Source organism: Marinobacterium alkalitolerans (assembly GCF_017776525.1).
Taxonomy (GTDB): Bacteria; Pseudomonadota; Gammaproteobacteria; order Pseudomonadales; family Balneatricaceae; genus Marinobacterium; species Marinobacterium alkalitolerans.
The window spans coordinates 156,760-169,321 of the sequence record NZ_JACVEW010000005.1 but is presented as its reverse complement, the minus strand read 5'-3'; the positions used below and the strand labels follow the sequence as shown (position 1 = coordinate 169,321).

The 12,562-nt window shown below is 58.0% G+C and carries 11 protein-coding genes; 5 read left to right on the top strand and 6 right to left on the bottom strand.

What is annotated here, in order from left to right; translation table 11 throughout:
* Positions 1-261: 261 nt before the first annotated feature.
* Both H9C73_RS05025 and H9C73_RS05020 read right to left on the bottom strand, forming a co-directional pair.
* Positions 262-879, bottom strand: a complete 618-nt coding sequence (locus tag H9C73_RS05025; RefSeq protein ID WP_209286706.1) for a LysE family translocator — start codon at positions 877-879, stop codon at positions 262-264.
* A gap of 147 nt (positions 880-1,026) precedes the next feature.
* Positions 1,027-2,664: an acyl-CoA synthetase gene (locus tag H9C73_RS05020; protein ID WP_209286705.1), complete on the bottom strand. Its 1,638-nt coding sequence runs from the start codon at positions 2,662-2,664 to the stop codon at positions 1,027-1,029.
* A 192-nt stretch (positions 2,665-2,856) separates the two neighbouring features.
* Between H9C73_RS05020 and H9C73_RS05015 the strand changes: the two genes are divergently transcribed.
* Together H9C73_RS05015 and H9C73_RS05010 are read left to right on the top strand one after the other, a co-directional pair.
* On the top strand, positions 2,857-4,383 hold the full coding sequence (locus H9C73_RS05015) for a PAS domain-containing sensor histidine kinase (protein WP_209286704.1): 1,527 nt from the start codon (positions 2,857-2,859) through the stop codon (positions 4,381-4,383).
* Positions 4,370-4,978, top strand: a complete 609-nt coding sequence (locus tag H9C73_RS05010) for a response regulator transcription factor (protein ID WP_209286703.1) — start codon at positions 4,370-4,372, stop codon at positions 4,976-4,978. The genes H9C73_RS05015 and H9C73_RS05010 overlap by 14 nt, the downstream gene beginning before the upstream one ends.
* Before the next feature lie 19 nt (positions 4,979-4,997).
* Here the strand turns inward: H9C73_RS05010 and H9C73_RS05005 are convergent, their stop codons facing one another.
* From H9C73_RS05005 to H9C73_RS04990, 4 genes are read right to left on the bottom strand one after another with little or no spacing between them, the layout of a single operon-like run.
* Positions 4,998-5,792: an alpha/beta fold hydrolase gene (locus tag H9C73_RS05005; protein WP_209286702.1), complete on the bottom strand. Its 795-nt coding sequence runs from the start codon at positions 5,790-5,792 to the stop codon at positions 4,998-5,000.
* Positions 5,792-6,214, bottom strand: a complete 423-nt coding sequence (locus H9C73_RS05000) for a PaaI family thioesterase (protein WP_209286701.1) — start codon at positions 6,212-6,214, stop codon at positions 5,792-5,794. Before H9C73_RS05000 ends, H9C73_RS05005 begins: the two co-directional genes overlap by 1 nt.
* A 9-nt stretch (positions 6,215-6,223) precedes the next feature.
* Positions 6,224-6,673 carry a PaaI family thioesterase gene (locus tag H9C73_RS04995; RefSeq protein WP_209286700.1) on the bottom strand — a complete coding sequence of 150 codons (450 nt, stop codon included), beginning with the start codon at positions 6,671-6,673 and terminating at the stop codon, positions 6,224-6,226.
* Entirely contained in the window at positions 6,670-8,316 is a 1,647-nt protein-coding gene (locus H9C73_RS04990) for an AMP-binding protein (protein ID WP_209286699.1), read from the bottom strand. The genes H9C73_RS04995 and H9C73_RS04990 overlap by 4 nt, the downstream gene beginning before the upstream one ends.
* 262 nt (positions 8,317-8,578) lie before the next feature.
* Here H9C73_RS04990 and H9C73_RS04985 point away from each other — a divergent pair, with 262 nt between their 5' ends.
* The 3 genes from H9C73_RS04985 to H9C73_RS04975 all read left to right on the top strand — a co-directional run bounded on the left by H9C73_RS04985 (position 8,579) and on the right by H9C73_RS04975 (position 12,519).
* The gene (locus H9C73_RS04985) at positions 8,579-10,132 is read left to right on the top strand and encodes a methyl-accepting chemotaxis protein (RefSeq protein WP_209286698.1); all 1,554 of its coding nucleotides are present in this window, start codon (positions 8,579-8,581) and stop codon (positions 10,130-10,132) included.
* Between the two features lie 112 nt (positions 10,133-10,244).
* A complete protein-coding gene (locus H9C73_RS04980; protein ID WP_209286697.1) occupies positions 10,245-10,721 on the top strand; it encodes a DUF523 domain-containing protein in 477 nt (158 codons plus the stop codon).
* Between the two features lie 85 nt (positions 10,722-10,806).
* Positions 10,807-12,519 (top strand): proline--tRNA ligase, encoded by a 1,713-nt coding sequence (locus tag H9C73_RS04975; RefSeq protein ID WP_209286696.1) that lies wholly within the window; start codon positions 10,807-10,809, stop codon positions 12,517-12,519.
* The last annotated feature ends 43 nt before the right edge of the window (positions 12,520-12,562 follow it).

Below are 12,562 nucleotides of genomic sequence, written 5' to 3'. Positions count from 1 at the left end.
CAGATTTGGATCGCTATGATCTGCTATCTACTGCTCTCGTTTGCTCGCCACAGCGCTCGGCAAGGCTGGAGCGTACAGCGCATTATGCGAACACTTCAGGTGAGCTTGTTCGAACGCATGCCCCTTTGGGCTCTGCTTAATCCTCTTCCACTAAAGCCACAAAAAAGGGACCCTCAAATGAGGATCCCTTTATGATCGAAAACTATGGGACAGCAGTGGCTATCTGCCGGCTTTTGTATTGAAAACTCGCTGCTCTGCATTTCAGTTACGCGTTGCCAGAAAGGCCCCTGCTCCCACCATGATAGAGCCGGCGCCACGGTTCAAACGCCGAATAGCGGTATGCGAACGAAAATAGCGCCGCGCCTGGGAAGCGAAAACCGCAATCAGCATCAGCCCCAGCATCAGGCCGATTAGCGTCAGCACGGATGCCAACACAATATCGGTGCTGCTCAGCGCCCCGAGGTCCATGAAGGTCGGCAAGAACGCGATATAGAAAAGGATCACCTTGGGGTTAGACGCCGAAATCAGGAATCCCTGCAGAAAGCTGAGCGCCACGCCTGAACTTTTGGCCTTGCGCTCCATCGCTTCCACATCGGTGGGAGCCTGCCACATCTTCCAGCCCAGATAGATCAGATAGGCGGCACCCACGATCCGAATGACCGTGAACAGCTCACCCCAGTGAGTCGCGATAACTGCCAGACCCAGGCACGCCGCAACCAGATAGAGAATGTCACTGATCGCCATGCCAAACGCCAAGGCCAGACACGGGCGTGCACCATCCATCAGCGCGCGCGCCAGAATCGCGAAGACACCGGGCCCCGGTGTCAGGCCGAAGATCACCACGACCACAAAAAAAGACAGTGCACTTTCCAGCGTCATAACCTGACTCCACACGTTGCTCAATAAGCCAGATTAACACCCGGCACAACACAACATAACCCGTGCGGCTCAAAAAACGCCATGTGTAAACCAAAAAAGCCGCTCCCTGAGGAAGCGGCTTTTTCAATTCTACGAGTGCAGGACCACTCAGGCGGTTTCGTTTGCCTGACTGCGCAGCACGAACTTCTGGATCTTGCCGGTTGAGGTCTTCGGCAACTCACAGAACACCACTCGCTTGGGTGCCTTGAAACGTGCCATGTTGTTGCGGCAGAACTCGATGATCTCCGCTTCGCTGACCTCGGCGCCTGCCTTCAGCGTAACGAAGGCACAGGGCACTTCACCCCATTTTTCGTCCTGCTGAGCCACAACCGCCGCTTCCATGACCTGCGGATGACGATAGAGCACATCTTCAACTTCGATACTGGAGATGTTCTCGCCGCCCGAAATGATGATGTCCTTCGACCGGTCCTTGATCTCAACGTAACCGTCTTCATGCCATACCGCCAAATCCCCGGAGTGGAACCAGCCACCGGCAAAGGACTTGTCCGTTGTGCTCGGGTTCTTCAGATAACCCTTCATCACCAGGTTACCGCGCATGAAGATTTCACCGATGGTTTCACCGTCCCTGGGCACCGGCTCCAGCGTATCCGGATTGGCGACCATCAGGTCTTCCAGCATCGGGGCTTTCACACCCTGACGGGATTTGAGGCGGGCTTTCTCGGTCGGAGTCTTGTCGTTCCACTCTTCATGCCAGGCACAAACCACGCAGGGACCGTAGGTTTCGGTCAGGCCATAGACGTGAGTGACATTGAAGCCCATGTTTTCCATGCCTTCGATCACGGACGCGGGCGGTGCCGCACCAGCCGTCATCACGTTCACCTGATGCTCGATACCGGCTTTCAATTCATCCGGCGCGTTATTGAGCATGTTCAGCACGATCGGCGCACCGCAGAAGAAGTTGACCTTCTCGTCGCGGATCAGGTTGTAGATCTCGTCTGCACGCACATGGCGCAGACAGACACTGACACCCGCCGCCGCTGCAATCGACCAGGGGAAACACCAGCCGTTACAGTGGAACATCGGCAGCGTCCACAGGTACACCGGCTGATCACCCATGTTCCAGGACAGAACGTTGCTGACGGCATTCAGATAGGCACCACGGTGGTGGTAGACCACCCCTTTGGGGTCACCAGTGGTACCGGAGGTATAGTTCAGCGTGATCGCATCCCACTCATCCGCCGGCATTTCCCAGGCAAACTCCGGGTCGCCACCGCCGATGAAGGCTTCATAGTCCATCTCACCGATCAGCTCGCCGCCCTCGAAAGAAGGGTCGTCAATGTCGATCACAATCGGGTTGATGCGTGCGATCTTGATGGCACGTGAAATCACGTCGGAAAACTCGCGGTCGACGATCACGACCTTGGCTTCGCCATGCTGCAGGATAAACGCGATGGCCTCGGCATCCAGGCGGATGTTGAGGGCGTTCAGCACAGCACCTGCCATGGGCACGCCAAAGTGCGCCTCGAATACCTCGGGCAGGTTGGGCGCCATCACCGCAACGGTATCGCCCTTGCCGATTCCACGCTGTTGCAGCGCGCTGGCAAGCTGGCGACAGCGACTATAGGTTTGTGCCCAATTACGGCGCACCTGATTGTGCACCACGGCCGTACGCTGCGGGAAGACCGCGGCGGTGCGGGCAATGAAGCTAAGCGGGGTCAGTGCGGCAAAATTGGCCGGGTTCTGGTCCAGACCCAGCGCGTAAGGATTATGGTCATTCATTGTCATTATATTTTCCTCTCCACCTCATCTGGAGGAGCCATCCTCATAGTGTCAGATTCCATCCGTCCTCCAATCATACGTGTTTTCCCTTATTACACAATAGAATCCAAAATCATAAGATTGACCAAAAAATCATAATCGGCACGGACCGAGTAAGGCTTTTTGCCTGTTCACGGACTGCCCCATGAAGGCGCTTGCATGCAACCCATTGAACTGGAACTGAAACGCTGTCTGGAAGAAGCTGACCGTTATCGGTTGCTGGCGGAACAGTCCACCGACATGATTTCGCGCCACACGCCGACACCCGACTGGACCTTCATCGACGTCAACCCGGCCATCGAGCGGGTACTGGGCTATACCCCCGCCGAAATCATCGGCACCCCCGGCTACGACCTGTTTCACCCGGATGATGCGGACAACCTGAAAAAGCGAGCCGCCTCCGTTCGCTATCGCCGCGGCATGTACACCAATGTATACCGTTTCCAGCATCGGGACGGGCATTACATCTGGCTGGAAACCACGAGCCGAACCATTCGCGACGATAGTGGCACGCCGGTTGAAATCATCTGCGTCTCCCGCGATGTCACCGAGCGTGAACTGGCACAGCAGGCCACGCGCCGACTGGCCCGCGTGGTGGAAGCCTCATCCGATATGATCCTGTTCTGCAATCACCGCACACTGCAGCTGACCTATATGAACGAATCGGCCTACCGAACCCTGGGTGCAGAACGGGAAAACCTGGCCGTGTTCTATCTGGACAAGCTGTTTCCCAAGGACATTCTGCACCGACTGGTCGAGCCTGCGCTGGAGCATGCCGCTCTGTATGGCACCTGGTATGGCAGTATTCCGCTTTACCCGGCCGGCAACCCGGGTCGCATTGCCGAGGTGCGAGAAGTGATCGCCCACCGCAACCGCGCCGAGAACATGCGGGTCGAGTATTACTCCATCATTGCGCGTGACATCACTCTGAAGCGTCAGGCGGAAGAGAAAGCCAAGCGACAGCAGCTTGAAATGGCACACATGTCCCGCCTGCTGTCGGTGGGTGAGATGGCAACCGAGCTGGCCCATGAGCTGAACCAGCCGCTGGCGACCATAATCAACTACTGCAACGGCACCTTCAGGCGACTGGACGAAGGCCAGATCACGGAGCTGGATCAGGTCACACGCGCCATGGAATTGATCTCCACGCAGGCGAAACGTGCCTCCGAGATCATCAAGCGCATGCGACGTTTCGTCCGACATACCGAGTTTCAGCGGGTGCGATTCCCGATCAATGACACCTGCGAAGAAGTCACCCGCTTCCTCAACCAGGAAGCGATCGATCACGACATCCGCTTTGAATTCGATCTGGATGAACAAAACCCGGAGATCGAAGCAGACCGGCTACAGATCGAGCAGGTGCTGCTGAACCTGATCCGCAATGCCATTGAAGCCTACAGCGACTCGGACATTCGACCTCGCCCGGTCGAGATCCGCACGCACGTAGAAGGCAAGCGGCTGCTGGTCACCGTGGCCGACCGTGGCCCCGGCATTGGCGAAGAACAGATGAAGCGCCTGTTCGAGCCGTTTTCCACCTCAAAGGAAAATGGCCTTGGCATGGGACTGTCGATTTCACATACCATTATAGAAAGCCACTGCGGTCGCCTTTGGGCAGAAAGTGACGGCCACAGCGGTACACGATTCCATTTTCAACTCCCGTTGAGGGGCACGCATGACGAGCAATAACGTAACTGTTTTCATAGTGGACGATGACGCCGATTTTCGTGAATCGGTGCAATGGCTGCTGGAATCCACCCGCTACAGCATCGAGAGCTTTGCATCGGCGCAGGAGTTTCTGGACAGTTATGACCACCGCCCCGGCTGCCTGTTGCTGGATGTCAGGATGCCGGAAATCAACGGACTGGCCCTGCAACAGATCATGCAGGAGCGCGACATTCGCTTGCCCGTGATCATTCTCACCGGCCACGGCGACGTGCCCATGGCAGTCAGCGCCATGAAAAACGGCGCCATGGATTTTCTGGAAAAGCCGTTTGACGATGATGTGTTGCTGAAGCTGGTCGACAAGGCGATGCAGGAAGCGGAGCAGCGCTTCAGCCAGTTGAACGAGGAACAGGCACTGCAGGAACGTTTCGACACGCTCAGCCGCCGCGAGCGGGAAGTGATGGAGCTGGTCGTCAACGGCAACTCCAACCGTGAGATTGCCGAAACTCTGGGGATCAGCCCTAAAACCGTGGAAGTGCACCGCTCACGTGTGATGAGCAAAATGCGCGCTGACAACCTGGCTCAACTGGTACAGATGAATAACCGGCTGTCACTCTGACAGCCGAGTATCCATAGCGTTACAGCAACTGCTGCGCCGCCAGAAACGAAACCGTTTTTTTCAGCACGGCCTCTGGCTGCTCAAGGTGAGGCACGTGTCCGCAGTCCGGCACAAAGAAGGATTCAGCATGGGTGCCGATCCCTTCACAGGTATCGGTCACCTGCTCGGGCACGCCATACTCGTCCCGGTCCCCCTGCATAATCAGCGCAGGACAACGAATGTCACCCAGCAGCGGTCGCAGGTTCAGGTTCTGCTGACAGGAGGGCCTGAGCCAGGTTTCATACCAGGCACGAAAGATCAGGTCGGTTCTGTCGCCATGGTAGCGCGCCAGACGCTCCGGCAGGTCCGAGTTGTGGTAACGCTCGACCGCTTCCTCGATCCCCTTGATCGTCAGATGGTCAACGTAGATATGGGCGGCCAGTGTAACGACGGCGCGTACCCGCTCCGGACAGCTGGCAGCCCCGATCAGGGCCACTGACCCGCCGTCGCTGTGACCAAAGAGGATCACCTCCTCCAGCCCAAGCTGCTCCAGCAACCGAGGCAGCCAGACCTGCCCCTCTTCCAACAGGTAGTCATCCGGGCGAGGCAAGGTAATGGGGCTCGACTGGCCATAACCTCTGCGCTCATACACCATCACGTTCAGGCCGGTTTCTGCCGCCACTCGCTCCGGGAAACGCTTCCACATCTCGACACAACCCAGCGCCTCGTGCAACAGAATCAGGGTGGGTTTGCCCTCCCCCGAGGGCTGAAGGTAGTCACGCACACGCAGGCTGACACCATCTTGCAGCTCAACTTGGGTGTCCCGCACCTCCATTACGCCCTCCTTTCAGGAATCGAATAGGTCATGGTGGCGTGCGCGACCGGCTCATCATCCCCCTCCGAGTACACCGCCACCTCGCCAATGCCCAACCGCTTGCCCACCTTCAGCATCTCGGCGTGTGCCATCAGATCAGCATCCGGGCGCGGCTTGCGCAGGAAATTGATATTCAGGTTAGTCGTCACGGCCAGAGGCACCGGGCCGATGCGGCTCAACAGCGCGGCATACACGGCCACGTCAGACAGGCCCATCATGGTCGGGCCCGATACGGTGCCGCCCGGGCGCAGGTGGTCATCGCCGACCGAGAGTCGCATCACGGCCCAGCCATCGCCTACTTCTTCAAGCTGCCCAAACTGTTCCCCCTGAGGGAAATGATCCTTCAGGAACTGCTCAAGCTCGTTAAATTGCATCACTTGCATTGGATACTCCTACTGCTGCTTGACCACCGCCAGCGTGACAATCGCCTTTGCGACCATACGTCTTTCAGTCCCGCGCACGGCAAACACCTCAGACTCCGTTACGATAAGGCTGCGGCCGGGCCGCAAAACCTGCGCCACGCACTCCAGTTCATCACCGGATGCCGCGCGCAACAGGTTGATCTTGAATTCAGCCGTCATGACCCGTTCACCCGGGCCGGTCAGGGTTGCACCGGCAGTGCCCGCCGTGTGATCGGCCAGCGTGGCCTGAACACCGGCATGGACAAATCCATCCTGCTGCTGGTGAGTCTGCTGCAGGGGAAGCCGGGTCACACAGTAGCCGGGGCTGAACTGTCCCAGCTCCACGCCCAGCTCACGAATAAAAGGGGCGTCATCGAACACCCGGCGCGTTTCCTGCTCAAAGTCAGGATTACGCGGCGTAAACTCCACTGACTCGCTCACTGGTCTGCCTCTTCTCGTGCCTGATTGCGCAGGATAAAGCGCTGGATTTTGCCGCTGGGCGTTTTCGGCAGCGAGGTGACGAACTCGATTTCACGCGGGAAGGCATGTGCCGATAGCCGGTTGCGCACCAGCTCCTTCAGCTCGTCTGCCAGATTTTCATCCGCGTCAAAGCGCGGTTTCACCACCACATACGCCTTGATGATCGCCCCGCGAGCACTGTCGGGCTTGCCCACGACACCGGATTCCGCCACGGCGGGGTGTTCAAGCAGCGCACTTTCAACATCTGCCGGCCCCACCCGGTAACCCGCCGTAGAGATGATGTCATCATCACGGCCGGTAAACGAAAAGCTGCCGTCGCCATGGCTGATCACCACGTCACCGGTCAGATAATAGCGGTCATGGAAAGGGTTCTTCTCGCCCCAAGTGTAGCCCTGGAAGAAGAACAGCGGGGATTCATGCACATCCACAGCCAGTTGACCGGTTTCACCGGCACCGACTTCCTTGTAGTCCCCATCCAGCGCCACCACTTTATGGCCGGGCAACGAATACCCCATCGATCCCACTTTCACCGGGTGCTCAAGTGCATGGTGATTACAGCAGGTCATGCCGGTTTCCGTCTGGCCATACTGGTCCATCACCGGACAGCCCAAGCGTCGATTGACCCAGTTGATCACCTCAGGGTTCAGCGCCTCACCTGCACTGCTGGCCACACGCAGACCCAGCGACTCACCCTCGCTCAACACCTGATCATTCGCCATTAACAACCGGTACGCCGTGGGCGCTGCAGCCAGGTTGGTGATGCCGTATTCACGGATCATGTTGTAGGTCGTTTCGGGGGTAAAACCGTTCTCGTTGAAGTGGGTGGTTGCGCCCACCAGCAAGGGCCCAAGGACTGCATAGTAGAGGCCATAGGCCCAGCCCGGGTCAGCCACATTCCAGTAGCGATCTTCCGGTTGAAGGTCGATGGCATAACGCATGTAAATATAAAAGGACAGCAACGCCCGCGCCGGTACGGCAACCCCCTTGGATTTGCCGACCGTACCGGACGTGAACATCTGCAGAATCGGGTCTTCACCCAGAATCATGACCGGTTCAAACTGGTCGGACTGGGCTGCCATCGCCTGATGAAAATCGATATCGTCGCCAATATTTTCAGGCTCACTCGATACCCGCACGATCGGAGGGCATTTCTGAATGCCCTCCAGTTTGAAGCGGTTCTGGTCATCGGTCACGATCAGGCGAGTTGATGCGCGGTCCAGGCGGTACTCGATGGCACCCGAGCCAAAGGCCGTGAACAGCGGCTGATAGACCGCACCAACCCTCAGAGTACCCAAGACGACAATCATCAATTCAGGTGTCCGAGGCAGCAGCGCGGCCACACGATCACCCTTCCCAACCCCCTGGGCTTTAAGCAGGTTGGCAAAGCGTGCGGATGCGGCCTTCAGCTCGGAAAAGGTCCAGCGCTCAGGAGCGCGTTCTACACCGTGATACTGCAGGGCGACCCGCTCGGGATCCTCCGCCCACTTGTCACAGACTTCCTGGCAGGCATTCATGCCCTGCTCGGGGTCACCCAGTAGAACATCAGCCGTCAGCGCCTCAATATCAAGTCGCTCATAGAACGACTGATAAGGCTGTTTGCTCATGAAAAGCTTCCTTCTTCTTATCTTTATTATTGAAGTTGAAGAGCAGCGTTTTCCCTTAAGGGATATCCCGAATATATAACCCGCTGACGCTGACGTAAACCTCCCCTCTACAAAATTGATCAAACCGTGACTATCCAGATACGGATTCATCAAATGCTGCACTGAGTGGATATTGCTTGCCGTGAGAAGCCGCCATCATGGGCCTTTTCGCTGGCCTGCAATTTGCAGTAGCTCGCTGCCAATAACAATAAGGACAGACGCCATGAGCAATCGTACCCAGCCTCATGCCATTGAGCAGTTGATCGTCATTCTGACCCCTGAGGGCCTGATTCGTGACACCAGCCCCGGGTTTCTCGACCTGAGCGGCTTTTCTCAGACGTCATTGAACGCCTCCAGTTTCGACCGCCTGCGACACCCCGAAATGCCGGAAGGCCCCTTTGACGATATGCGCAAAACCCTGAAACAGGGCAAACCCTGGATGGGCGTTCTGCAGCTGGCCTCTGCAAACGGTGCCCCACTCTGGCTGGACACCTACATCATTCCGGTCATGGAAAATGGGACAATGCTGGAATGTCACTGCATTCTGCGCCAGCCGAGCCAGGCGGTCATCGCCAGGGCTAGCCACATCTACGGTCTGAGACGGCAAGGTAAAGTGCCATCGGCCCTCAAGCGCCCAGCCCTCTCCTTCCGCCAGCGCACGCAACTACTGGTAATGAGCATGGTGGCCCTCGCAGGGCTTTATGGCCTGTTCAGTCACTCACTTTCGGTCGGCTTCGCCATAATGCTGGCAGCCATATTTGCGCTGGGGATCGGGGGCAGTTACTGGCTGTGCCGCGACCTTAACGCGCTGGTGAAATCCAGCCGCCGGATCGTACAACACCCCATCAAACAGCTTATCTATACCGGCACCCATGACGATATCGGCCAGATTGCACTGTCGCTGTCCATGCTGCAGTCCCAGCTCGATGCCATCCTGATTCGGATGCACTACGCCTCTGAAGAGGTGATGCACGGGGCCAGACAGAGCCAGGAGGTGATGACACGAACCTGCCATGAGGCCGACGAACAGCGTGGCGCCCTGCACCAAGTCGCCAGCGCCATCATGCAGATGAATACGACGCTTGAGGAAATGAGTGCCAGCACCGCTCACACCGCCAGCGAAACGCACCAGGCACGAGAGGAGATCGAACAGGGGCTGGCTGTCGTTGAAGATGCCGTGGAACGCATTCGCGCACTGGACGGTTCCATTACGGACACGGCCAACGATGTTGAGCTGCTGCAGTCCGAAAGTCAGCGTATCGGCACCATTATCAGTGTCATCAATGACATCGCCGAACAGACCAACCTGCTGGCTCTGAATGCGGCCATTGAGGCGGCACGAGCCGGTGAGAATGGCCGAGGATTTGCCGTGGTAGCTGACGAAGTGCGTCAACTGGCGCAACGCACCCAAACGGCCACCACCGAAATTGACCAGATGATTGTCCGGCTGCAACAGAAAACCGACCGCATTGTGGCTGCAATGGACAGTAAGCGGACCCTGTCGGAACAGGCGGTTGGCCATATCGATACCACCGGTAATACTCTGCGGGAACTGATGAGCGCCATCGATACCATCAACGATATGGCCGCGCGCATCGCCACCGCGAGCGAGCAGCAAAGTACGGCAACGGCTGACGTGGCCACGCGCGTGCAAGGGCTGAGCGACAGTGCCGAACAGATGGCGGGCGATGCCGAAACCACATTGTCTCTGAACAGCCATGCGGCGGGCATGGCCGAACGCCAGAGCTACCTGATCAATTGCATTATGAAGCCCTGACATCGATCAATACATGTTGTACATCTCACTTTGGTGGTATTGCCCGTATGAAAGACGGCCGTAAAATACCGCCACTACAATAAAAACAATGAACGCAATACTCGAGAACAACATGTCCAAAATACTGGTCAGCGCTTGCCTGCTGGGCGATAAAGTGCGCTATGACGGTCGAGACAACCTGCTTGACCACCCCGCTGTTCAAGAACTGAAGAAGCAGGGACGCCTGCTTCCCGTTTGCCCCGAAACCCTGGGTGGACTGCCGACACCTCGCCCACCTGCCGAAATCCAAAGCCGCTTCCCGATTCTGGTCACCACACGTGACGAAGAGGACGTAACACCGGAATTTCTGACCGGCGCGGAGCGAGCACTGGAACTGGCACAGGAGTACGATTGCTGCTGCGCCCTGATGAAGGCGCGGAGCCCATCCTGCGGCAGCCTTGAAACCTACGACGGCAGTTTTTCCGGCACCCTCGTACCCAGCCCCGGCGTTGCTGCCGGCGAGTTGATACAGGCCGGTATTCCCGTCTTCAACGAGCACCAGATCGACGAACTGGTCCAGTTTCTGGCCCAGCGCAACGCCGCTGCCTAGGCACTGAATTCAGCCCTTACTTGTTACCCTGAAGCTGGCCCCCTAAAATGGGGGCCATTTTCTTTGCTAGACGGATTCCTGATCAATGCGAGCCAGCCAATTTCTGATTGCAACTCTGAAAGAAACCCCTGCTGATGCAGAGGTTATCAGCCACCAGCTTATGCTCCGTGCGGGCCTGATCCGCAAGGTTGCAGCCGGGCTTTACAACTGGCTGCCACTGGGCCTGAGAACACTGCGCAAGGTGGAGCGTATCGTGCGCGAAGAGATGGACGCCGCAGGCGCTCAGGAAGTGCTGATGCCGGCGATTCAGCCTGCCGAGCTGTGGCAGGAGTCCGGCCGCTGGGAGCAGTACGGCCCGGAACTGCTGCGCGTCAACGACCGCCACAGCCGCGAGTTCTGTGTTGGTCCGACCCACGAAGAAGTCATCACCGACCTGATCCGCCGTGAGATCAAGAGCTACAAGCAGCTGCCGGCCAACTTCTACCAGATTCAGACCAAATTCCGTGATGAAATCCGTCCGCGCTTCGGTGTGATGCGCTCACGCGAATTCATCATGAAAGATGCCTACTCTTTCCATACCGATCTGGAGTCGCTGGTCGACACCTACAAGGTGATGCACCAAGCGTATACCAACATCTTCAGCCGTCTAGGTCTGGATTTCCGCCCCGTACTGGCTGACAACGGCTCCATCGGTGGCGACTCCTCTCACGAGTTCCACGTGCTGGCCCAGTCAGGTGAAGACGACATCGCCTTCTCCGACAGCAGCGATTACGCCGCCAACGTGGAAATGGCCGAGGCGCTGGCACTGGGTGAGCGTCAGGCGCCGAGTGAAGAGATGCGTCTGGTCGACACACCCAACGCCAAAACCATCGCCGAGCTGGTTGAACAGTTCGACCTGCCGATCGAAAAGACCGTCAAGACACTGATCGTCGCCGCCAGCGACGAAGTGGACGCGGATTTCGTTGCCCTGCTGGTCCGTGGCGATCACGAACTGAACGAAGTAAAAGCGGAAAAACTGCCCCAGGTAGAAGCCCCGCTGCGTTTTGCCACCGACGAAGAGATCCGCCAGGTGATCGGTGCAGGCCCCGGTTCTCTGGGCCCGGTCAACCTGCCGATCCCCTGCATCATCGATCGCAGCGTTGAAACCCTGTCCGGCTTCGGTGCCGGCGCCAACATCGATGACAAGCACTACTTCGGCATCAACTGGGAACGTGACCTGCCGACACCGGAAGTGGCCGATATCCGTAACGTGGTCGAAGGCGACCCCAGCCCCTGTGGTCAGGGCACGATTCAGATCCGCCGCGGCATCGAAGTGGGCCACATCTTCCAGCTGGGCACCAAGTACTCCGAGGCGATGAATGCCACCGTGCTGGACGAGAACGGCAAGTCCACCCTCATGGCCATGGGCTGTTACGGCATCGGTGTCACCCGCGTTGTCGCAGCCGCTATTGAGCAGAACCATGACGAGAACGGCATCATCTGGCCGGAAGCGCTGGCTCCGTTCAATGTGGCACTGGTTCCGCTGAACTACGACAAGTCCGAAGCGGTTCGCGCCAAGTCCGACGAGCTGTATGAAGCACTGCGCAAGGCCGGTGTAGACGTACTGCTGGACGACCGCAAGGAACGCCCGGGCGTCAAGTTCGCCGATATGGAACTGATGGGCCTGCCGCACCGCCTGGTGATTTCCGACCGTGGCCTGAAAAACGGAACCCTGGAATACAAGGGCCGTCGCGACAGCGAATCCCGTGATATTCCGGTTGAAGAAGCACTGGACTTCCTGCGCAGCCAGCTGAGCTGACACGCCGCCGGGGCTGCCCTGCACGCCCCGGCGCCCTTTCCGG

Excerpts from the sequence above, each read along its gene's own strand:
- H9C73_RS05025 (WP_209286706.1), bottom strand. The coding sequence starts at position 879 with ATGACGCTGGAAAGTGCACTGTCTTTTTTTGTGGTCGTGGTGATCTTC.
- H9C73_RS05020 (WP_209286705.1), bottom strand. The coding sequence starts at position 2,664 with ATGACAATGAATGACCATAATCCTTACGCGCTGGGTCTGGACCAGAAC.
- H9C73_RS05015 (WP_209286704.1), top strand. The coding sequence starts at position 2,857 with ATGCAACCCATTGAACTGGAACTGAAACGCTGTCTGGAAGAAGCTGAC.
- H9C73_RS05010 (WP_209286703.1), top strand. The coding sequence starts at position 4,370 with ATGACGAGCAATAACGTAACTGTTTTCATAGTGGACGATGACGCCGAT.
- H9C73_RS05005 (WP_209286702.1), bottom strand. The coding sequence starts at position 5,792 with ATGGAGGTGCGGGACACCCAAGTTGAGCTGCAAGATGGTGTCAGCCTG.
- H9C73_RS05000 (WP_209286701.1), bottom strand. The coding sequence starts at position 6,214 with ATGCAAGTGATGCAATTTAACGAGCTTGAGCAGTTCCTGAAGGATCAT.
- H9C73_RS04990 (WP_209286699.1), bottom strand. The coding sequence starts at position 8,316 with ATGAGCAAACAGCCTTATCAGTCGTTCTATGAGCGACTTGATATTGAG.
- H9C73_RS04985 (WP_209286698.1), top strand. The coding sequence starts at position 8,579 with ATGAGCAATCGTACCCAGCCTCATGCCATTGAGCAGTTGATCGTCATT.
- H9C73_RS04980 (WP_209286697.1), top strand. The coding sequence starts at position 10,245 with ATGTCCAAAATACTGGTCAGCGCTTGCCTGCTGGGCGATAAAGTGCGC.
- H9C73_RS04975 (WP_209286696.1), top strand. The coding sequence starts at position 10,807 with ATGCGAGCCAGCCAATTTCTGATTGCAACTCTGAAAGAAACCCCTGCT.